The sequence below is a fragment of the Psychrobacter celer genome (assembly GCF_016107555.1).
Taxonomy (GTDB): Bacteria; Pseudomonadota; Gammaproteobacteria; order Pseudomonadales; family Moraxellaceae; genus Psychrobacter; species Psychrobacter celer.
The window spans coordinates 1-23,229 of sequence record NZ_JABASU010000005.1 but is presented as its reverse complement, the minus strand read 5'-3'; the positions used below and the strand labels follow the sequence as shown (position 1 = coordinate 23,229).

The 23,229-nt window shown below is 46.1% G+C and carries 16 protein-coding genes and 3 tRNA genes; 12 read left to right on the top strand and 7 right to left on the bottom strand.

Annotated elements, in window-relative coordinates; all coding sequences use genetic code 11:
* Positions 1-8: 8 nt before the first annotated feature.
* The gene (locus JFC05_RS03910; RefSeq protein WP_198335855.1) at positions 9-389 is read right to left on the bottom strand and encodes an arsenate reductase; all 381 of its coding nucleotides are present in this window, start codon (positions 387-389) and stop codon (positions 9-11) included.
* 237 nt (positions 390-626) lie between these two features.
* Here JFC05_RS03910 and leuS point away from each other — a divergent pair, with 237 nt between their 5' ends.
* The 8 genes from leuS (at position 627) to JFC05_RS03870 (ending at position 9,390) form a co-directional block, all read left to right on the top strand.
* On the top strand, positions 627-3,344 hold the full coding sequence (gene leuS / locus JFC05_RS03905; RefSeq protein WP_198335854.1) for a leucine--tRNA ligase: 2,718 nt from the start codon (positions 627-629) through the stop codon (positions 3,342-3,344).
* A 177-nt stretch (positions 3,345-3,521) separates the two neighbouring features.
* A complete protein-coding gene (locus JFC05_RS03900; protein WP_075101443.1) occupies positions 3,522-4,208 on the top strand; it encodes an LPS-assembly lipoprotein LptE in 687 nt (228 codons plus the stop codon).
* Positions 4,209-4,299: 91 nt separating this feature from the next.
* Positions 4,300-5,391: a DNA polymerase III subunit delta gene (locus JFC05_RS03895; protein WP_198335853.1), complete on the top strand. Its 1,092-nt coding sequence runs from the start codon at positions 4,300-4,302 to the stop codon at positions 5,389-5,391.
* 203 nt (positions 5,392-5,594) lie between these two features.
* Positions 5,595-6,908: an efflux RND transporter periplasmic adaptor subunit gene (locus JFC05_RS03890; RefSeq protein ID WP_198335934.1), complete on the top strand. Its 1,314-nt coding sequence runs from the start codon at positions 5,595-5,597 to the stop codon at positions 6,906-6,908.
* A gap of 61 nt (positions 6,909-6,969) precedes the next feature.
* Positions 6,970-8,967: a MacB family efflux pump subunit gene (locus JFC05_RS03885; RefSeq protein WP_198335852.1), complete on the top strand. Its 1,998-nt coding sequence runs from the start codon at positions 6,970-6,972 to the stop codon at positions 8,965-8,967.
* A gap of 151 nt (positions 8,968-9,118) precedes the next feature.
* Positions 9,119-9,194: transfer RNA gene (locus JFC05_RS03880), tRNA-Lys, on the top strand.
* Positions 9,195-9,216: 22 nt separating this feature from the next.
* Positions 9,217-9,292, top strand: a tRNA-Lys gene (locus JFC05_RS03875).
* Between the two features lie 22 nt (positions 9,293-9,314).
* Positions 9,315-9,390 (top strand) — tRNA-Lys (locus JFC05_RS03870).
* Between the two features lie 63 nt (positions 9,391-9,453).
* Here JFC05_RS03870 and JFC05_RS03865 read toward each other — a convergent pair.
* On the bottom strand, positions 9,454-10,248 hold the full coding sequence (locus tag JFC05_RS03865) for an MBL fold metallo-hydrolase (RefSeq protein WP_198335851.1): 795 nt from the start codon (positions 10,246-10,248) through the stop codon (positions 9,454-9,456).
* Between the two features lie 415 nt (positions 10,249-10,663).
* Here JFC05_RS03865 and JFC05_RS03860 point away from each other — a divergent pair, with 415 nt between their 5' ends.
* Entirely contained in the window at positions 10,664-12,931 is a 2,268-nt protein-coding gene (locus JFC05_RS03860; RefSeq protein WP_198335850.1) for a PA5441 family protein, read from the top strand.
* Between the two features lie 18 nt (positions 12,932-12,949).
* Positions 12,950-13,843 (top strand): DUF3142 domain-containing protein, encoded by an 894-nt coding sequence (locus JFC05_RS03855; RefSeq protein WP_198335849.1) that lies wholly within the window; start codon positions 12,950-12,952, stop codon positions 13,841-13,843.
* A 62-nt stretch (positions 13,844-13,905) separates the two neighbouring features.
* On the opposite strand, the gene JFC05_RS03850 is transcribed toward JFC05_RS03855, so the two are convergent.
* Positions 13,906-15,993: a catalase gene (locus tag JFC05_RS03850; protein WP_198335848.1), complete on the bottom strand. Its 2,088-nt coding sequence runs from the start codon at positions 15,991-15,993 to the stop codon at positions 13,906-13,908.
* A 713-nt stretch (positions 15,994-16,706) separates the two neighbouring features.
* Between JFC05_RS03850 and ppc the strand changes: the two genes are divergently transcribed.
* Positions 16,707-19,487, top strand: coding sequence for a phosphoenolpyruvate carboxylase (gene ppc / locus JFC05_RS03845; RefSeq protein WP_198335847.1), 2,781 nt, complete (start codon positions 16,707-16,709; stop codon positions 19,485-19,487).
* Between the two features lie 38 nt (positions 19,488-19,525).
* Here the strand turns inward: ppc and JFC05_RS03840 are convergent, their stop codons facing one another.
* From JFC05_RS03840 to JFC05_RS03830, 4 genes are read right to left on the bottom strand one after another with little or no spacing between them, the layout of a single operon-like run.
* Positions 19,526-19,969 (bottom strand): DUF938 domain-containing protein, encoded by a 444-nt coding sequence (locus JFC05_RS03840; protein ID WP_338104538.1) that lies wholly within the window; start codon positions 19,967-19,969, stop codon positions 19,526-19,528.
* A complete protein-coding gene (locus JFC05_RS12885) occupies positions 19,959-20,180 on the bottom strand; it encodes a DUF938 domain-containing protein (RefSeq protein ID WP_338104537.1) in 222 nt (73 codons plus the stop codon). The genes JFC05_RS03840 and JFC05_RS12885 overlap by 11 nt, the downstream gene beginning before the upstream one ends.
* A 54-nt stretch (positions 20,181-20,234) precedes the next feature.
* The gene (locus tag JFC05_RS03835) at positions 20,235-20,699 is read right to left on the bottom strand and encodes a flavodoxin family protein (RefSeq protein WP_198335846.1); all 465 of its coding nucleotides are present in this window, start codon (positions 20,697-20,699) and stop codon (positions 20,235-20,237) included.
* Between the two features lie 23 nt (positions 20,700-20,722).
* Positions 20,723-21,130: an OsmC family protein gene (locus JFC05_RS03830; protein ID WP_198335845.1), complete on the bottom strand. Its 408-nt coding sequence runs from the start codon at positions 21,128-21,130 to the stop codon at positions 20,723-20,725.
* Positions 21,131-21,252: 122 nt separating this feature from the next.
* On the opposite strand from JFC05_RS03830, the gene JFC05_RS03825 reads away from it, so the two are divergent.
* Positions 21,253-22,971 carry a hypothetical protein gene (locus JFC05_RS03825; RefSeq protein ID WP_198335844.1) on the top strand — a complete coding sequence of 573 codons (1,719 nt, stop codon included), beginning with the start codon at positions 21,253-21,255 and terminating at the stop codon, positions 22,969-22,971.
* The last annotated feature ends 258 nt before the right edge of the window (positions 22,972-23,229 follow it).

Below are 23,229 nucleotides of genomic sequence, written 5' to 3'. Positions count from 1 at the left end.
TATAAAAATTATTTATAAAAAACCGCCTCAAACTCAGCTTCATCAAAGCCGCACAACAATATTGGCTGACCTTGATTTTTATCGTCAATCTGACCTTCCACAATCGGACGCTTAATCATGCTGGTATTTTCTACCAGCAAATCTATCGCTTTATCTATACTGTCATCAGCTGCTTGCTTTTGCTCATCGGTCAGCTTACGCCATGTGGTACCACGCTTGTTTAGCACTTTATCGATACCTAGCGAATCTACCCAACGCTCTACGCTCTCTTTATCAATACCCTGCTTTTTATAATCATGAAACTCATAGCTGACACCCAACTCATCAAGCTTAGTAAACGCTTTTTTCATGGTGCTACAAGATTTGATGCCATAAACAGTGATGCTCATAAAAACTCCCAATCTATAATCATTAGTCGCTGTATTATACCGAAGCCGGTTAATTTTTGGTTTATTAAACAAAAACCTCCTGTCGCTGCTATGATGCCTTTCCCCCAACTCGCCAACCTGTTGTCGTGACAGCGCAAACGCGTCATCATACCATCGCAATTTTTGCCAAATTACGCTATGCTATGGCATTATTTTGTTTTACCCAATTTATCTGTAATCATCAATTTCGAGCCGACTATGAGCAACGCCGTGACAGCAGAAACTGCTAATACCAATCAGACCAACAATACTTCTATAGACCCTACCCAATACCAACCGCAGCTGATCGAAGCGGCACAACAAAAAAAATGGGCAACGGACAAACGCTATGAAGTGAGCAATGCGCCAAGCGACAAGCCAAGTCGCTATATGCTGTCGATGTTTCCGTACCCAAGTGGCAAGCTGCACATGGGACACGTGCGTAACTATACCATCTCTGATGTACTCAGCCGTTATTATCGCCTCAAAGGCTTTGATGTCATGCAGCCAATGGGCTGGGATGGCTTTGGCTTGCCAGCAGAAAACGCCGCCATCGCCAACCAAACGCCGCCTGCTGCTTGGACATTTGCTAACATCGACAACATGCGCGCCCAGCTAAAATTGCTCGGTCTCTCTATCGATTGGTCACGTGAGTTTGCCACTTGTAGCCCTGAGTATTATCAGTGGGAGCAGTGGTTGTTTTTGCAGCTCTACAAAAAAGGCTTGGTCTACAAAAAGCTCTCTACCGTCAACTGGGATCCGGTCGACAACACCGTTCTTGCCAACGAGCAAGTCATCGATGGCAAAGGCTGGCGTAGTGGCGCGCCCGTTGAGAAGCGCGACATCCCGATGTATTACTTTAATATTACTGATTATGCCGATGAGCTGCTCGATGATTTAGACCAGCTAGAGGGTCATTGGCCATCTGAAGTTCTGACCATGCAGCGCAACTGGATCGGCCGTAGCGCGGGTATGGAAGTACACTTCCCTTATGAGCTCGCCGGCGAGCGCAACACCTTAGAAGTGTTTACCACTCGCCCTGATACCTTGATGGGCGTCACTTATGTCGCCGTTGCCGCTGAGCATCCGTTAGCTCAGTACGCCTCTGAGCATGATGACGCCATCGCTCAGTTTTGTGCACTGTGCAAAAAAGGCTCGGTCGCCGAAGCGGATCTGGCCAAAGCCGAAAAAATCGGTATGGATACAGGCCTGACCGTGACCCATCCTCTCACTGGTGAAGAAGTCCCTGTGTGGGTCGCCAACTATGTCTTGATGAGCTATGGCTCAGGCGCAGTGATGGCGGTACCAGCGCACGATGAGCGCGATTATGAGTTTGCAACCAAATACAGCCTACCTATCAAGCAAGTCATCCAGTCGCCTGCAGACTTTGAAGCATCCGTCCTTGCTGCGGCTCAAGCGGACGGCTCTGAGCCAAATCTTGCTTATACTGAGCGCAATATCTTGGTGAACTCAGGCGAATTCGACGGCTTGGATTTTGATCAAGCGTTTGAGGCAATGCTTGCCAAACTTGAGCCGCAACAGCTTGCGAAGAAAAAAATCCAGTATCGTCTGCGTGATTGGGGCGTCTCGCGTCAGCGCTATTGGGGCTGCCCTATCCCAATGATCAACTGTGAGCACTGCGGCACGGTGCCTGTCGAAGAGCAAGACCTACCTGTCGTACTGCCAACGGATGTCGTCCCTGATGGCCGCGGCAACCCGCTCAAAAGCATGCCAGAGTTTGTCAACACCACTTGTCCAAAGTGCGGCAACCCAGCTGAGCGCGAGACCGATACCTTTGACACCTTTGTTGAGTCGAGCTGGTACTACGCACGCTTTGCCAGTCCAAACGACACGCAAAACATGGTCAATAAATCTGCCGCTAATAAATGGCTGCCTGTCGATCAATACATCGGCGGTGTCGAGCACGCGGTCATGCATCTACTTTATGCGCGTTTCTTCCATAAGCTCATGCGCGACGAAAACTTGGTATCAGGCAATGAGCCATTTGCCAACTTGATGACGCAAGGCATGGTGCTCGCGGGCACTTTTTACCGCCGTAACGCTGATGGCAGCACCACTTACTACTTCGCCGAAGATGTCGATATCGACTATAACGAGCGCGGTCAGCCAGTTAAAGCGATTTTAAAATCTGATGGACAGCCTGTCACCATCGGCAAAATAGAAAAAATGTCCAAATCAAAAAACAACGGTGTCGATCCACAAATCACCATTGATAAATATGGCGCGGATACCGTACGTTTGTACACGCTATTTACCGCCCCTGCCGATCAGACGCTTGAGTGGTCAGATGACGCGCTAAAAGGCCCCTATAACTTCGTTAAAAAAGTATGGCGCATCGCTAATGATCACATGCAAGCGCTAACGGCCGCCAATATCAGCATTGATACGCTGAACGGTGCGACATTGAACACAGAGGGTCTGAGTAAAGAAGCCAAAAACTTACGCCGTAAAACGCACGAAACCATCGCCAAGATTGATAGTGATTTGGGTGATCGTTTAGCACTCAACACACCTGTATCAAGCCTTATGGAGCTTGCCAATGAGCTGACTGGTTTTAAAGCCAGCAGTGAGCAAGACCTGCGAGTACAGCACGAAGCATTGATTGATTTATTAATCATGCTATCTGCCTACGCACCGCACGTTGGTGAGCATTTGCTTGAGCAGCTCGGCCTTGATACTTTAACCTTAGATTACCCGACTGTTGATGAAAGTGCGCTGGTACAGGACATGATCACAATGGTCGTTCAGGTCAATGGTAAAATGCGTGGTAAGATGGATGTCGCACCGAACAGCGATCCTGAGCAACTAAAAGAGCAAGCCCGCACACTTGAGGGTGTGGCCAAGTTTTTGACAGGGGACATCAAAAAAGAGATCGTCGTACCCAATAAGCTGGTCAATATCGTGGTTGCAGGCTAGTACATCGTCTTTAGCTAGGCGCTAGGCGCTACCCGCTAGCGCTGTTCTGCGATGCGTCTTTATTACGTTAGGGCGGGCCCTCACCTCTATTCGATAGCGGCCTTTACTGCTTCACTAGGCCAAAGACGAGGACTTGAGGGCACCTCCCAAGCTTTTTATCATTAAAGGATAGCGATTATGTCGTATAAGCACCGAGCAGTACCGTCACAATCATCGACCAGCGGACAAAAACTTGCGACAGCGTTACTGGCTGCTTTGCCGATGATGACCGTGCTCGGTGCCACCACCGCACTGAGTGGCTGCGGCTTTCAGCTGCGCGGTTATGAAACACCAATGCTGCTCGATGTGGCCAAAACAGCGGTCATTATCGAAGATGATCGCACGTCGTTTCCGCTCAAGCTGCCATTGACTCAGCGCCTAAAAACCCTAGGCGCGGAAGTCATGAGCAATATGACCTTAGATGATGTGGCACGTAACAATCGACAAGCACATGCAGAGCCCATCGCCGTCATCGATATCAGCAATGTGCGATTTAAGCGTTATGAGCTGGTTGGGGTTTTGACAGAAATCCGTTTGGTGCTCTCAGCCGATGTCAGCTATCAAACTTTTGAAAATGGCAAACCTGTGATACTCAAAAACGCCATCCAAGTCGATCGCAGCTATCAGTACAACGAAGCCTCGGTCAGCACTGACGATCAGCAAGGCGATCAGATTCGTGACTGGCTCTATGAGCGCTTGGCACGCCGTATCACGGATCAATACGTCGCCATCTCCTTACCCAAAGTGCCACCTGCTGGTAAGCAGGCAGTACCCATGATAAACAGCGCCACTGCACCCACCGTGATGGTGCCAAACGCCCAGTAATTTTATAAGTTTGTAGGAATGCTCTGCTATTCTTCATGATCATGTAACGCCGCTCTTTTCTTCTTTTTTTTAACCTGTGTATCCTCAGCCTATGCAAGATACTTTTATCCAAGCCTATCCAAAACTACTACAACCCGCGGCGACAGTAGCTGGCTTGTGGCTGGCACACGGTGATGAGCCGTTACTCAGTCAATGGCTTATCGATGCCATGCGTCCGCACTGGCGCGCGCAAAACTATGCCATCAAACGCATCGAGCTGGTGTCAGTCAAAAGCTGGCAAGATGTGTTATCCGAGCTTGGCAGTCAGTCGTTGTTTGACGATGCCAGTGCGCTGATTGTGACAGGCAATCACAAGCCTGATAAAGCCGTCATTGCCGCGCTCGAACGTTTTGCTATCGAGGCACAAGCAGGCACGCACAGTCACAGCCTGCTATGGCTCACGCCTAAGCAAGACAAGCGCAGCCAGAGCAGCAAATGGTTTGCGCCGTTTGCTCAGTACGGTCACGTGATTGATTGCAACTTGTACAATGAGCAGCAGCGTCAGCAGTTATTACAGATACAGGCCCAGCAGTTTGGCCTCACGCTGTCACAAGAAGCGTGGCAGCTGCTGATGTCGCATACCGAGCACCATCTGCTAAGCGCCTATCAAACCTTATGGCGACTCTCTTATCTGTTTGCGCCGCAGCTCACACCTGCGGCGACTCCTCATCAACAATCAGCCCATCACTCTACCAGCTCAACTGACGGCGGGACTCATACCGAAAACGTCGCATTAGATATTGATGATCTACAAGCCGCGCTGGTCAGTGATGCTCAGTTTAGTGTCTTTGATTTATCCGATGCCATGCTGGCTGGCAACAGCGCGCAGGTAGCCAAAATCATCACGCAGCTCAAGACCACCGATGAGCCGACAACGTTGGTACTGTGGGCAATCAGTAAAGACATGCGCCAGATTATGCAGCTGCTAGATGGACAAGACCCGCAGGCGCTCGGCATTTGGCGCAGCAAACAAGGCTTATATCAGCAGGCGTGTCGTCGCCAGTCAAAGGCGCAGACCGCGCAGTGGCCGGCGCTGCTTTATCGCTGCGACCAAGCCATCAAAGGACTTATCCGTCAGCCTGCATGGGAGCTGTTGTTACAAGCAGCGCTTGAGCTGTCCGGCAAACGCTTGTTTATCGCTTGATACACCTCTCGTTTGACCGCCATCTCTAATTTACTTCTATAAACGACTTACTTGTATAAAAGACGACCAAATTCGCCACAGCCGAGTGGCAGATTTTGGTTCTCTCGATCCTCCTTAACCTTTCTTAAACTAATTCTCATTCCCTTTTGACAAGCAACCTTTTACTATAACTGCATTTGATTCAAGGTTACGGGGCAAGTGTGATGCAAAAGGTAAGTAAAAAAACGGCAATAAAATGGGGGGTTGCCGCAATCGTTGTGCTGTTACTTGGGGTTTTTGCGTATCAACAGTTAAAACCAAAAGCCGCTGAACCCAATTATCTGACCGCTAAAGCCGAAATCGGTGATATCGAAAACAATGTCATGGCATCAGGCAAGGTCAAAGCGCTAAATACGGTTGAGGTTGGCGCGCAGGTTTCTGGTGAAGTCAAAAAGCTGTATGTCGATATTGGCGACCAAGTCCAGCAAGGTGATTTGATTGCTCAAATTGACCAAGTCACGCAACGAAATGCCTTAGACAATCAACAAGCCACACTAGAGCAAAGCGCAGCAGCATTACAAAGCGCTCAAGCAGATGTATTAAGTAAACGTGCCAACTTAAAAAGCGCTTATGCCGATTTGGCCAGTCGTCAATCTGAGCTTAAACAGGCACAATCTGACTTTGCCCGCTTAAAATCCTTAGTAGAAATTGACGCCATCAGTCAGCAAGAATACGACACCCAAGCCACAGCGGTTCAAACGGCTAAAGCGGCAGTAGACAATGCACGCGCGGCGATTGACACTGCCAAGGCCGCTATCGTGACTGCCAATGCCGATATCAGTAGCCAACAAGCCGAGCTTAGAAAATCACAAACCAACGTCAATACTGCTCAGCAAGATTTGGGCTATACCACCATCCGCGCGCCCATGTCAGGTACAGTTGTCTCTATCACCACTGAGCAAGGCAGCACCGTCAATGCCAATCAAACCGCACCGACCATCGTTACCTTAGCCGACTTATCCACCGTGCGTATTAACGCGCAAATCTCCGAAGCAGATGTGATTAATGTACAAGCAGGCATGCCAGTGTACTTTAACATCATTGGTAATCCTGAGCAGAAATTTGATGCCACGCTCAAAGCTATTGAGCCTGCTCCTGAACAAATCAGTGAGACCAGCTCGACCGACACCGCTATCTACTACATTGGTTATTTAGAAGTGCCCAACCCTGAGCGCCGCTTTCGTATTGATATGACGGCGCAAGTGTACGTGGTCATTGACCAAGCCAAAGATGCGCTATTGATACCCTCTACCGCCCTTAAAAACAGCAAGACCGATACTAGCGGTAAGACAACTGCGACCGTACGCGTACTACAAGCAGACGGCACGGTTAAAGAACAGCCTGTTACGGTTGGGATTAATAACCGCGTCAATGCGCAAATTCTTAGCGGCTTGAAAGCAGGTGACGATGTCATCTTAAGCGAAGCCAATAGTAGCAGTAAAGGCAACCAATCTGGCGGTGGTCGCCCACCATTTTAACGGCAACACAGGTCAACAATGAAGACGTACTAAAAAGAGATGATAAAGGTAGATGCTGGTTATGAATACCCAAAAAATGCACGCTGAAACGGCTGATGCGCCACCATTAATGCAGCTGACAGGCGTCATTAGAGAGTTTCGCGCAGGCGAACAGATAATGCGGGTACTGCATGATATTGACTTGACCATCTATCAAGGCGAGATGGTTGCCATCATCGGGCAATCAGGCTCAGGCAAGTCAACCTTGATGAATATCTTGGGCTGCTTGGACAAAGCCAGCGCAGGCGACTATAAGATTTATGGCAAGTCAGTCAACCAGCTTGAGGCCGATGAGCTGGCGACCCTGCGCCGTGAACATTTTGGCTTTATTTTTCAGCGCTATCATTTGCTTGGCGACATTAACGCACGCGACAATGTTGCCGTGCCTGCCGTCTATGCAGGTATGGATAAAGAAGCACGTAGCGAACGCGCCGCACACCTGCTCGGTGATTTGGGTCTGGCAGACAAGGTTGGCAACCGTCCCAGCCAGCTATCAGGCGGTCAGCAGCAGCGTGTCTCTATTGCACGCGCTTTGATGAATGGGGGCGAGATTATCCTTGCCGATGAGCCGACAGGCGCGCTCGATAGTCAATCGGGCAAAGACGTGATGCAAATCTTGCAGTCGTTAAACGAGCAAGGGCACACCATCATTATGGTGACGCACGACCCCAACATCGCCGCGCAAGCTGAGCGTGTCATCGAGATTAAAGACGGCTATATTATTGATGACTATCACAATGACCATTATGAGCATAGCACACAGCAGCCTGAGGCCATCCTAGAACAGCACAAAAAAAGCCGCATCGGTAGCTTTATTGATCGTCTGCTTGAGGCCTTTAAAATGTCGCTGCTGGCCATGCGCGCGCACAAAATGCGCACGTTGCTGACCATGCTGGGCATTATTATTGGTATTGCTTCAGTCGTCTCAGTCGTGGGCTTGGGTAAAGGCTCACAGCAGCAAATTTTGACCAATATCAGCTCGCTTGGCACCAATACCATCACTGTCACCGATGGCTATCCATGGGGGGATCCAAGGCGCAGTTACAACGATGACAACTTAACCCCTGATGACGCCAATGCCGTTGCCGCGCAGCCTTATGTGGTCAGCGTCAGTCCTCAGTTAGATGGCAGCGCTACCGTTCGCTATCGCAGTATCCAAGAATCAGCGACCGTCAGTGGTGTGGGTAAAGACTATTTGGATGTGACGGGCGAAACGCTGGCACAAGGACAAGCCTTTGATGAACAAAGTATTTTGCGGCGTACACAAGACGTCATCTTAGATGACAATGCCAAAAATACTTTTTTCGCGGATAATGACAACCCTATTGGTGAGGTTCTACTAATTGGCGCAGTACCAGGGCGCGTGATAGGTGTCCTTGAACCCAAAGACAGTGGCTTTGGCCCAAGCTCTGATTCTCCAACCATCTACATGCCCTACACGACTGTCATGTCGCGTATTGAAGGCAGTGCCTATATTGAGAATTTCGTGGCCTTGGTGGATGAAAGCATCTCATCGTCAGCGGCAGAGTCAGCCATCTCGCAGCTGATTGAAGAGCGGCACGGCGCAGACGATTTTCGTACCCGCAATTCTGACTCTATTCGCCAGACTATTGAGTCCACGACTTCGACCATGACGCTATTAATTTCTTCGATTGCTATCATTTCATTGGTTGTTGGTGGTATCGGCGTCATGAACATCATGCTGGTATCTGTCACCGAGCGCACCAATGAGATTGGGGTGCGCATGGCTGTCGGCGCGCGGCAAAGCGATATCATGCAGCAGTTTTTGATTGAGGCCATTTTGGTGTGCGTATTGGGGGGCTTGCTGGGTATCGGACTGGCCTTTGCCATTGGTGAGGTGATTAATCGTGTGGGCGGTGACAGCTTTCAGGTTATCTACTCACCGACCTCTATTATCGCAGCTTTTGTTTGCTCGACCCTGATTGGTGTGGTTTTTGGATTTTTACCTGCGCGCAACGCCGCCAAGCTCGACCCTGTCGATGCCTTGTCGCGCGATTAAAGCAACATGGGACATAAATATGTTCAAAATCACGGTAAACTAAGAAAAAAGGCAGTTTTCTTAAATTAAGGGTTGCATTACTCAAAATTATCTATATACTATGCTCTCACGTTTAGGGATACAGAACTTCTTAAACGAGAGAGAAAAGTTAGGGCCGATAGCTCAGTTGGTAGAGCAGTTGACTTTTAATCAATTGGTCCCGCGTTCGAGTCGCGGTCGGCCCACCACTTTTTCTTTCACACCCTTTTAGGGCCGATAGCTCAGTTGGTAGAGCAGTTGACTTTTAATCAATTGGTCCCGCGTTCGAGTCGCGGTCGGCCCACCACTTTTTCTTTCACACCCTTTTAGGGCCGATAGCTCAGTTGGTAGAGCAGTTGACTTTTAATCAATTGGTCCCGCGTTCGAGTCGCGGTCGGCCCACCATATTTGAAAAGCCCCATCACTAACTTAATAGTGACGGGGCTTTTTTTTGCGTGCCTGTTACCGCTATCGTTTAAGCTTACGGCGACGCGAAAAGACAGTAAAATCAGCGTCTTTGCGCCATAGCAGCTTATGTTTGATGGTGTCTTTGATGGTACGCGGATGCTTGGGTGCCTGCGTGATGAGCATATCAAAAGTGGCGTCGTCTATCGCCAGCTCGCGGCCATGCGCCATCATCACTACCGAGGGCTTTAACGCTTTGATTTTTTGCAGCGACTGAATATATAGTTTTGGATCATAAATAGGAAATGGCGCGACAAACTTGTGACGCAGCTTGATAATCAAGTCTGCTGTATATACTTGCCGGCTGGGCAGATGAAATAACGACAAATCACGGTCGGTATGTCCAGGTGTCTCAAGTACCAACCAATCGCTAAAGTGAGGAATTTTATCCTCCTCACTTACCGTCACATCAGGATGCAGGTGCGCAGGATACCATAGGTTTTTTAGCGGACGGTTTTGGCGATGCGCCACATAATACGCCAGCCCTGTATCAACCAGATGCATCATTTGCCCGCCGATACCTGCATACCATTGCCGTGACTTTTCTGCTGAGACGATACGGCAGCCTGTGGCTTTTTTAAGCGCATTTGCACCGCCTGCGTGATCAGGATGCATGTGTGTCACCATGACTACCTTAAGCTGGCTTATCGGGCGCTGTAGTGTGTCTGTGATGTACGCCAGTACCATCGGCACATCAGCACGGCAGCAGCCGTCAAGCAGCAGCAACTTATTAGCATATACCGCCAAATAAATACTTTGAATATAACCGTCCAATCGCACAATCTTATCTAAGCGCATAAGTCATCCTTGAGTGTTTGCTTAGGGCGTGTCGAACATTCGACCATGGCACTGACAGCGACTATTTTTTAGACGATTCGAGGTTAAAAATAATAAGTTTAGTCACTCTAAGCGCTTATTTTTAATGATGAAGCGGCAAAAAAGAGTCCTGTCCCTGCGGACTGATGACACCCCTTGTTTTGATTGTAGTACAGAAGCTTATGTACGACTCGACTTTCAATGAACGCTTGTACTCCGTTTGCTCCTTGCAATTCGTCGTTTAGGCGTTTTGCTAAAATTTTAGGTATCAGACTTAGGACTAGTTGATGACACGTTGTGGTATATAAGCTGATTTTTGTGGGGAAAAATAACATTGATAAAATAAAACTCTGTTATGATTACAGACTCCAATCCAGTACGCGCTCACGAGTTGGCTATGAAATCTACCGCAGACAATACAACACGACACCCCTCACCTTTTTTGAACTCTGTTCCCAAAAGTTTGCTTTTAGGCTTGTTGACAGCCAGTCTGATGAGCGTTGGTATGTCTGCACAAGCAGGTGGCGGCGAATACTGTGGCTCTAACTTTTCGTTAGACAATCGCTACTACAATGCCTGTCAGATTAACTTCCCCACCTTAGATACTGGCAATGACACCCAAACCAATTTGTATTTATTACTTGCCGATAAGGGCTTAATCACCTTTGATGAGCCTGACACGCTACATACCAGCGGTTATTATTATGACTTTCCGCTTAACTTACGCACATTAAAGCACGCGGCAGTAAATCAAGTACAAAATCCCAATCAGTCTTTTTTAGAGCCCTCTGAAACCAGCAATTATGCTGAGTACTGTAATAGCTTTTATACAGGTAAAACGGCGCTAGAAAACGCGCTAACACTAGATCAGGCATTAACCCCAAAAGAGCGCGCACAACTGATGCAATTTCGTGACGCCATTCGCAGTGAGTGTGCCGATTCATTTGATAATGAGACCGCTGCGCTCAAAGATACTGCTACTTTTCCGTTAAAGTGGTCTGTCCACGCACAGCCCTACGCGGACTACATCATGGCGACACAACTGTTTTATTTGGGCAAAAAATCAGACTTTGATAGCGCGCATAACCTATATAGCGCGTTGACCACGCTTGATGCGGGGGATAATGCAGGACGCGCTTGGCTGCTCGATACGGTCAACTATATGCTGATTCGCACAGGTATCAATCGTATTTATCAGCAAGGCGCGCAAGATTATTTTTATGACCATAAAACGGTTGACCCAAGACTGTTTGCCAGCACGCAAAGCGCCATCAATACTTATCTCAGCCGCTTTAAAAAAGGGCAGTATACAGCATCCGCTCGCGGATTACAGCGCCGACTCTATTGGCTGTCAGGGAAGCAAGAACAATTAGTTGATGAAATAGAATGGCAAATCGAGCATACACAGTCATTGGCCTTTAACCTAGACAGTCGCCGCTTGCCAGAAGAGATTGAGAGACGATTGTTTTTTCCAGATAGTGATAAACAAGTCGATATCAATGTGCTTAATGACCCCATATTGCTGACCAGTTTTGCCTTATATCGTCTACGACCTGCCAGCAACTTCATGAACACCAAACCCATAACATTGGCAGCGCTTGAGCGTCTAAAGCCCAAGTTTAAAGGCAGTATGGACTTGTATCAGTATCTGATCGCGACCTATTATTTTGTACAAGAAAATAATCCAAAACGCGCCCTAACCTATTTGCCCACCGCTACGCCAACGGGTAAGCTGTCTTATACTCAATTTAGCCAATACGCTTTAAAAGCAAAAGCATTACAGCAACTCGGACGCACCGATGAAGCCAATACCCTATGGCAGCAGCTACATACCTTGCCCAAGCAGCCGTTTCAAAACACCGTCACTGAGCTGGCATTAGCACTGCATGCTGACAAGACCAATAATTACCGTTCATTGTTTACTGATACCAGCATACAATCACAAGCCTTAAAGATGCGCGTCATCAAATATTCAGCCGACCCTACCTTGCTAAAGCAAATTGCAGACAATCATGCAAATACAAACGCACTGGGTGTTGAGGCGCGTTATGCGCTACTCGCCAAATCACTGATACATGGACGCTACGACGATTATTTAACCTACCAGCAGCGTTATTTGCCAAAGAACGCCCAAAAGTATCAGGGCTATAGCAGTAAGGATGAGACCTTAAAGCACTTCCCTACTTTTAGTCAATTTAACTGGCAAGGTAAACAAATCAGCCTTCATATCAAGTGTCAAAACTTGACAACCACGGTGACGCGCCTCAGTAAACGCCCTAACGACAGACTACAAACCTTGTGTCTGACCGAGTTTATGTATGATACCGATTTGACCAGCTACCTCGATGACTACGACAAAGAGTTTCGCTATATTGTTGACGATGATCCAAGCGAGCCCTATCCGTACTTAGGTGACGTCCCCAGTCACTTCGCAGGTCAAACGCTCAGCAGACTCGATATCTACCGCGCCATATTTACAGACAATCAAGATGACGAGCTGTCCGCCTATGCGCTGCATCGTGCCATAGGTTGTTTTGCCAGCTCGGGTAACAACCAGTGCGGCGATAAGCAGGTTGATTTGTCCGTGCGCAAAGCATGGTTTAAACGTCTAAAATCTGACTTTAGCCAAACCACTTGGGCAAAAAACCAAAAATACTACTGGTAAATGTGGTGGGCTACTGGTTTGAGTAATTATCCACAAAAGTATCAGCAATTTACGTTTAAGCGATGGCTATCAGGCTTGCTGGGTCTGGGTATTATTATGTTTGCCGCTTTGGTTTACTATCAAGGTGCAAGCCGTTTTTCATCTGCGCCATCTAAGCAGATAACGCAGATACCATCACAGGATAGTGATGCCAGTAAAATTGGCTCTATTACCATGCCCACGAACACTACCAATATCCAGGCCAATGATTACCAGCAGTTTTGGCTGTGGACACCGCCCAAAGACAGTACCAAGCTCAGCCAAGCGCATACGTTGTATCTATTACAAGGTGAGATACGTGCGCCCAACATGCCCTACTATCGCCCCGATACCCATGACAATAATGCTCAGGCATTACCAGCGACATTGATAACGCAGGGGCTAGGTGTGCGACCTTTACGCGGTAAAAAAATGTGGCTGGTCTACCGTGCGACCAGTCAGACGTGGTCTGAGGACGTCATGCCACAGCTTATAAAGCGCTTAGAGCAATGGCAACGCGCAGGCAATCACGTTATGGGTATTCAGATAGACTATGATGCGCCAACCTACCGATTGGGCGAATACGCCGCTTTGCTTAAGCAGATTCGTCAGCAGTTGCCCGCGCAGTATCAACTCAGTGTGACTGGTCTGCTGGACTGGTCAAACCAAGCCGAAGACTCTCAGTTTATTCAGCTTAATGACCCCATCGACGAGCTGGTGATACAAACTTATCAGGGCACGACCACCTTGACGAATTATGCGCAGCACCTCATACGGCTAAAAGACCTGCCCTTTGATTTTAAAGTAGGCATCATTGAAGGTGGTCAATGGCAAGGGGCTGCATTTTTAGAAGACAATCCACACTTTCAAGGTTATGTGGTGTTCTTGCGCTAAAAAATAAAAAAACTCAGCACTTAGGCTGAGTTTTTCTTCATCATAATTACAACTTCATCGGATTAAGCCAAGTCACGAACCTTAGGCTCACGCTCCCATAGACGAGATTTTGCATTTTCTACAAAGCTATCAAGCTCAGCGAGCGGTGTGACAAACTCATCTTTTTCTACAGGAAGTTTACTTAAGATAAACTCATCCGTTGCACCGCAATAAGCAATGGCTTTGCAATGTACATAAGCATCAGTGAACCAATCTAGCGTTGAGCTATCCTCTGCTAGTTTTTTAGCTTGATCCGGCATAATGATACTCACTACCGCATCGAAGAATACTGATGGTGCGCCAGCGACACGCTCATCTGCTTGGATACGCGTATCGTCGTCAAGCTTGACTTCTTTGCTAGGAGCAACAATTTTGACCATACCGCCTTGAGCGTTAATAGCATCTTCAAACTTCTTAACTTGCTCATGGTTTGATCCTTCAGCCACTAAGATACCAACCAAACGGCCTTTTAGTGATTTAGGCGTACGACCAATCGTTTGTAGAGGCTTAGAGGTGTCCATATCTTGTACTGGTGCTGCTGGTTCTGCCGCTTCTGGTAGCTCCATACCTAAGGCATTGGCAACACGATTAGCTAGATCTTCATCAATATTGATAAGGTGACTGAGCACGCGAGTACGAACATGCGGCGCATCTACTTTACCAAGCTCAAACGCGTAGGCTGATGCAATGTGTGCTTGCTCAGCAGGGGTTTGGCTACGATAGAACATACGTGGCTGACTATAGTGATCAGCGAAGCTCTCAGCACGGATACGACCTTTTACGCCATCGTCCAGTTTTTCATGAAACGAGTTAAAACCTTTTTGAGGACTTTCACGTGGACGGTCTAGATCTAGACTTTGAGGCTCATAAAGGACACGAGTCTTAGGCACTTGCATTTGCATATGACCGTCTTGCTGGTTATTTGCAAATGGGCATTTAGGCGCATTGATAGGAATCTGAGCAAAGTTTGGTGAGCCCAAGCGCGACAACTGAGTATCCAAATAACTAAATAGACGGCCTTGTAATAAGGGATCGTTACTAAAGTCGATACCAGGTGGTATATGCGATGGGCAGAAGGCTACCTGCTCAGTTTCTGCAAAGAAATTATCTGGATTACGGTTCAGTACCATTTTACCGATGATTTTAACTGGCACTAGCTCTTCTGGAATCAATTTGGTAGCGTCTAAATGGTCAAACGGAAACTCATTGGCTTCTTCTTCAGTAAATAACTGAACACCAAGCTCCCACTCAAAATACATACCATTTTCAATCGCTTCATACATGTCACGGCGGTTATAATCAGGGTCAGCACCAGATATTTTTACAGCTTCATCCCAAATAAGCGACTGTACACCTGCTACTGGTTTCCAATGATAACGGAAGAAAGTACTCTTACCTTCTTTGTTGATCAAACGGTAGGTATGAATACCAAAACCTTCCATCATGCTAAAGCTACGCGGCAATGCACGATCACTCATAAGCCAAATCAGGTTATGCATCGTCTCTGGGCTTAGCGAGACAAAGTCCCAAAAGGTATCGTGGGCAGAGGCCGCTTGCGGAAAACCACGATCAGGCTCCGGCTTGACTGCATGAATGAGATCAGGAAACTTAATAGCATCTTGAATAAAGAAGATCGGCATATTATTGCCAACTAAGTCCCAGTTCCCCTCTTCAGTATACATTTTTACCGCAAAGCCACGGACATCGCGAGGCGTATCTTTTGAGCCTTTATTGCCCGCCACAGTCGAAAAACGCGTAAATAAAGGTGTCTGCTTCCCTGTTTCTGTAAGGATTTTGGCGGTCGTGTATTCTTCTAATGATTCTGTCAGCTCAAAATAACCATGCGCCGCACTACCGCGAGCATGAACAACACGCTCAGGAATACGCTCGTGATCAAAGTGGTTGATCTTCTCGCGTAATACAAAATCTTCTAAAAGACTCGGGCCTCGGCTACCGGCTTTCAAAGAATTTTGATTATCAGAGATAACGACACCTTGCTGCGTAGTGAGCGCTTTTGTGTCGTCGTCTGCACGTTGGTGAGTCTCGCCGCCATTGCCGCGAGTTGGGTTCATGTCTTTTGCGGGGTCAGTATGATCAAGATGCTTTTTCATAATATATCCTAGCTGATGAATAAAATGGCCTCTGATGAGACTATCCAAAGTGCGTAAACCCAGTATTTATATCCTTGTATCTATATAGTGACTTCGACTGTCGCTTCATGCTTTATGGGTTACGCGGCGGTTGATGATCTAACTTTTTATTGTTGCTCTTTCGCTTTTTTGCTCTTTCGCTACTATGACTGGCAGTGCCAACCGTTCGCAATGTCAACCGCTAGCATTGCCAACCATGGTGCTCATCTCTCATCTTACTTAAAAACTTCGCGATTTATGTCACATATATCGTGAAGCTTGTTGATTTTTGGTTAAACCAACGAGCCAAACTATTAGCACATTACTATCATCAAATATATTGCTAAGTCCTTAACGCTCATGGCAGCGCTCTTTGGATTTTTTGGCTAAAGAATATCGATAGCGTTCGGGCTGATTATCAGTTAAATTATAAGGACAGGCATAAAATAAAGTCAGCCAGCATCAAAGCTGTGGCAAACACTAGCGGCGAGTTCTGATCAAGCGAAATTTTTATAACCATCGCTTATAGCCATCATAAAAGGCTTGATGCATCACTTTGTATAAGGCGGTTCGTAACTGTATTTACGGGCCGTTTTTATTCATCCGTCTAGGGCGTATTGTTCGTTAAGTAAGGAAAATAGCCATATCCAAGCTTTATTGGATATATTCCCTAGTTATAGACAAGGAAGACAGTTATGTTATTAGATAACGACGTATTGCGTGCGCGCATTCGTTTATTAGGATCGTTTTTAGGTGAGGCCATCTCTCGCCAATCTGGGCAACAAACCTTAGATACCATCGAGACCTTGCGCCAAGGTTTTATCCAAGAGCGCCGCGAGCATAACGACGGACAAAAACAACAACTTATCGAGCTCATCGCCTCGCTAGACAATCAAACACTAAAAAACGTCATTCGCGCGTTTTCTATTTACTTTTTTTTGGCAAACCTGACCGAAGAAAACTACTTACGTGAGCAGCGGCAAGTGATGCGCGCAGAGTCCAACCAAAGCTGGGAAGGCTCTTTTCGCCGTACTTTATCAGAATGCCGTGAGCGCCAGATCGAACCTGAACAAATCAAAGAGCTCATCGATCAGCTAAAATTTATTCCCGTCTTTACCGCGCACCCTACCGAGGCGCGTCGCCGTACGACGATGAATATCCTGCAAACGCTATACGAACATACCGATGCCATGGGTGTCTATCCTGAGGGCAGTCTCGCCTTTGAGCAGGCCAAACAAAAAACCGCAGAAACCATTGACCTGCTATGGTCATCAGATGAGGTGCGGACTCGTAAACCATTGGTCTATGATGAGATTAATAATGGCCTGCATTATTTTGATGCCAGTCTTTTTACCGCCATACCGAAAGTCTATCGCAATATTAAAGACGCAATCGTAGAGATTTATCCAGAGCTTAGTGACTATGCGCTGCCCGCTTTTGTCAATTTTGGCTCTTGGATCGGCGGCGATAGAGATGGCAACCCCTTCGTCACTCATGAGACCACAGAAATGGCCGTGTTGATGCATGCCAATACCGTGCTGCGCCATTACCAAGTATTGATCCGAAAGCTGCGCCGCGAGCTGATTCATAGCGATAGCATCGTCACCATCGCGCCCGAGATTTATGAGCGCATTAAAGACTATAGCGAGCTGGATCAGCAGGTGTTTTGTTATAACCCTGATGACTACAATCATGAGCCATACCGTAGATTGTTGTCACTCATCCTTGCCAAAATAAAAGCAACCAACCAGTATATCCAAAGCCAAGGCACAGACGACAATGCAGCAAAAGACGCGTACTTATCGCCGGCCGCACTGTTAGATGACTTACGCCTTATCCGCAAGAGCGTCAACACGCATGATAGCGCCCATGCCGAAGGGCTACTGCTAGATACCATCCGCTTGGTCAAAACCTGCGGCTTTCATCTGGCCGCGCTCGATATTCGCCAAGACTCAGGCTATCATGGCGAGGTCATTGCCGATATTTTTGCCAATACCTCCAACTTGCCCAATTACAAGGTGCTAAGCGAAGCAGAGCGCCAAGCGTGGCTGACCCGCCTACTACAAAAACCAGGCACACCGCTGATTTATACCGATAATTTAAGCGAGCAAACCCGTGAGCAGCTGGCATTGATGCAGTCGGTGGCCAAACTGCGCAAACTGGTCGGCGACGATACTTTTGGCAGCTACGTCATCTCGATGACCAATAACGCCAGTCAACTACTAGAAGTACTGCTGCTGATGCGTTTTGCAGGGTTGTCTGGTATCAATGACGACGGACACTTATTTGCCGCCTTGCCGGTAGCGCCACTGTTTGAAACCATCGAAGACCTAAAAAACATCGATAAAATCATGCCAACGGTACTGGACAACCCCCTGTATCGCGAGCTACTTGAGCACTCAGGCAATATTCAAGAGATTATGCTGGGCTACTCTGACTCTTCTAAAGACGGCGGCATTATCACCTCGGCTTGGCAGCTGTATAGCGCCCAGCAAACCATCACTCGTATTGCCAACCAATACGGCATCAGCACCCGTCTGTTCCATGGCCGCGGCGGATCTGTCAGTCGCGGCGGCGGCTCAACTCATCAGGCCATTGCCGCGCAGCCCGCTGGTACATTAAACGGACAAATCAAGTTTACCGAGCAAGGCGAAGTGCTCTATGCCAAATACGCCAATCCAGATACCGCAGTGTTTGAGCTGACCATGGGTATCACAGGCGCGCTAAAAGCCAGCTCATCACGCTTTGTGGCGCAGCCGGCCCAGCTCGATAGCTATGAAGCACTGTTTGCAGATTTAGCCGATGCAGGCGAGCAGCAATATCGAGCACTGACGGATAATACAGACGGGTTTTATCAGTTTTACTCCGAGGCCACGCCCGTACAAGAGATCTCTTTGCTAAATATCGGCTCGCGCCCTGCCCACCGCAAAAAAGGCTTGCCAAGCAAATCAACAATTCGGGCGATACCTTGGGTGTTCGGCTGGTCATTGGCCCGCTTTACCCTTCCTGCGTGGTATGGCGTGGGCACAGCATTAGAGAGTGTCAAACAAAACGAAGGATTGATGAAAGAGATGAATAAAAACTGGCCGTTTTTTAGCGCCTTTATCAGCAATATCGAAATGGCCTTTACCAAATCGGAGATGAATATCGCCCACGCCTACAGTCAGCTGTGCAAAGATGAGCACTTACGCACACAAGTCATGCAGGCTGTCGAGCACGAGCACGCGCTTACTCACTCTGGCCTAAACTCCCTGCTCGAGCAAACCTCATTATTGTCCACGCAGCAAGAGCTGGCAGCGTCTTTACAATGGCGCAATGCTTACTTAGACCCGATCAACTATATCCAAATCGAGCTACTCAAACGCATGCGCCAACCTGATAATAATAATGCTAAAAGTACCGACAAACTGGCGGTAGAAGATCCACTAATTCGCAGTATCAATGCCCTTGCAGCAGGACTACGTAATACTGGTTAGAACTTGGTACTGATATTAAAACGCAAATAACCGCTGACTTAGTTAGCGGTTATTTTTTGAAAAACCAAAATTTGATTATTCGCTGGCATTTGGTATTTATAACTTAACTCTAGATTATGCTGTTTTGCCAAAGCGATTATATCTTCTTTATGGCGAATACCGCTATTAGAATCACGCTGGCGCAAACTGCTATCAAACTGCCGGTTACTCGCACTGGTATAGTGTCCGTTTTCATTAAATGGCCCATAAACAATCAGCTTGCCGTCTAACGGTAATGCTTCTCCGACCAACTCAAACAGCCTCTCAACCAAAGGCCAAGCAATAATGTGTAAGGTATTGGCAGTAAAAATAGCGTCATAAGGTGGAGCGTCTTGCAACTTTGGAATAGAATCTGTCATGAGATTAAATACTGATGGCGCATGCAAATTTGGCGCAGGATAGCTCTCATGCCAAGATTGGATCGCCTGATGATTAAATAACATCACTGGTTTGCCAGTGCAGGTGCGGCAAATTTGGCGCGAAATACACACTATGCTGACCGGTTCCTGAGCCTACTTCTAATACATGAGTAGAGTCTTGCAGTTCTTTTTGTAGTACTTCTAGGATAGGTTGTTTATTATTTTCACAAGCTTGTGAAAAAGGTAGTCTGTCTGCGCTACTGATATCGGTATTTCCGAGATTGTCTTTATTCATAACGTCCTTACGATTGCTTTCTTATATATAAATTATCAATCCAAAGCTAATATATCAATAAATCCCTGCCTCAACACCAGCAGCTAGCGTCATTGCCAGCTCTTCCACTTGCTCCACAAACACCTCTTGCCAATCACCTTTTAAAATAAGCGTATCTTGGATTTGATTCCAGCGCAAACCAGTGATAATCGTTTTCATAGCCAGTTTAGTTCCCGTCCCATCAAACCCAGCGCGAATATATAATGCAAAAGGCAGCCCCTGTTTGTGCTCTAATACCGCGTAATAACAGCGATCAAAGAAATCCTTGGTCAGTCCTGCCATATACGCCAAATTCTCAGTCGTACCTAACAATAACGCATCCGCTGCCATTATATCTTCAGGCTGCGTATCTTTCGGTGACTTTAAAAGGACATTGATAGCTATATCGGGATGATTGGCACCGTCATGAGCGGCTTGCGCCAACTTTTTAGTATTCGGTGATGGTGCATGCGCGACAATAAGTAAAGTCTTGGAAGCCATATTAATCACCATTATAAAATATATCAGTTCTTAGAATGAATAGTCACCTTTTGCGTAATATCAGGATGGATGCTTTTCGCAACTGGACAAGTCAGTGCTGTGTTATAAAATATCTTTTGCGTTTTCTCATCGAGCTGTTGATTAAAAATGATCGCAACATGTATTTCACTGACACGTCTTGGATCAGCTGTCATCACTTTGGTCACCTCAGCAGTAGTACCTGCAAGGTCGACATTTATATCACGCGCTTTAATCCCAATGATCGTTAGCATACAGCTGGCTAAGCTTGTCGCTAATAGATCAGTCGGTGAAAAAGCTTCACCCTTGCCTTGATTATCAGTCGGTGCATCGGTAATAATTTCATTGTTTGATTGCAAGTGAATAGCGCTAGTACGCAAGTCGCCTTGATAGGTTACTTTTGAAGTTGTCATAGGGCTCCTTCTGATTTAATAATATTTTGAATGATAGGCAGTGTTATGACTATTTAATAAATGCTAAGATTACGACACTTATGCAAACATTAGTACTGTAAATGGTTCAAAGGAATTATGATATGCACGTATATGAGCTCTCAGAGTATCAAATTTATCAATTAAAATCGATAGATCCAGCTTTAAGTACTAATTGGAAAACAATCATTGCCAATATTTTGCCACAGCTTGACCCTGCTAGTCGTAAAAGTGTGTACGAAAAAATATTGTCAAAGAGAAATATTAGCGCAAATTTTACTTATATCATTCCAGAAAACCTTAGAAGTGTATTATCTAACACCGCAGTACGCAATAAAGAGTTGCAAGCGATTAGCCTACAGATGCTAAAGTTGGTCGAATCCCAACCGCAAACCTGCGATGCTATTGATCTTGCAGATAAAGTAGAAGCTATGATCGACTATATTAATCGAATTGATATAGGCGATCATCATTTAGACCAACAGAGTCGAAAGAGTATAAAGCGTGCTTTTTTATACGATTTAGCGACTTGGATTGATAATGTAAATCTGATAGTACAACCTGGCATTAGAAAGCTTAATGTTGACGTTGTAAAAACGTATTTTAAAGAAGTTTTTATCAAACAAAAGATTCAAGAACGTGACTTTCGTGCTTGGGACTCGACTGATATTGATTTTCAAGAACAAGAAAACTTACCTAGTATTATCAGAGAAGAAGCTAAGCGTAAAAAGTTCTTTGTAATCGAAAGTGAAAAGTATTGGTATTTGATTGGTATCGCTGATAAGCCTAGACAAAACCCTTACTCTTTCAAACGCTTTTTGCATGAAGACAGTATGCAAAATGAACTATACGTATATTTAACTCATGTAGTTCTCAGAAAAAACCTTTTAGATAATGAGCGCTACCTTAAGCACGTTACTTATTGCATGAGTCGCCTCTATACTTTAGATGCTGGCGTATCAGATACGATTATCAAGTTTATTGAAGATGCACAATATAAATGTAAGACGCAAATTGAACCGTTACTTAAAAAACCCCTTGAAAAAGACGGTGAAGAAACAGAATTTCATATTCACAAGCGTATGAATGAGTATGAACAACAAATCACTGTATTGATACTCAATAAGCTAAACAACCTTATCGAAAACGCTATCAGCGACAAGGACGATCGAGACTATCTATTTTATTACTTGAGTAAAATTTTTAATAGAATGATTGATAGTATTCAGAACTTTCAATTACTACCTATTGCAACTTACTCTTATAACGTAGAGATTATGATTGCCAGACTAATTAGCTTTAGGCACTTATTAGATATGATCTACGATTCGTTAGAGAATAAAAACTATAATGCAAAAGCACTTACTGAAGCCTCCAAAAAGATCATAGATATAATCAAAGAAGAGTTCGATGATGTGGAAAGCAATCTCAAACAGATATCGCGTCTAGAACAAAAGCTAAAGCTTTATCATGAGACCAAGGAAAAAGGAAATCTTTGGCAAAGACTAATAGTAGGATGGCAACCAAGATATGATTTCAAAGATATTGAACACTCAAAGAATCAATTAAAGAATGAGTTTTTCTTATCGATCGTTAGATTGGCAAAAAGTCATACTGATAATATTATTTATTTAGAGTTTGACTGTGATGAGACCATTAATGAATATTATAGACACTATGCTATCGCCAATGACAAAATGGTTATCACACGTTTGCCTAAAGTATTAAGACTTCCTGAAGATAAAGAAACGTTCGATGTGCAGAAAATTAATGAAGCTATTCATCATAATGTTTTTATTTTCCGTAAGTCATCTGTTCTATAGCTCTTGATAAAAACCGTAAGGATTAGAGATAATTCTTACAGGCAAGGCAAAACCAATAAAAAAATAGCAGACAAAGAAAAGCCCCAACATACATTAGTATGTTGGGGCTTTTTAGGAATAGCTGCGTAGGTCACATGGTAATGACTAAATTAAAGGCAAAAAAAAAGAGCCACCCGGTTAAGGATGACTCTTCTTAGAATAGAGAGCTGACGATGACCTACTCTCACATGGCCGGAGCCACACTACCATTGGCGCAAC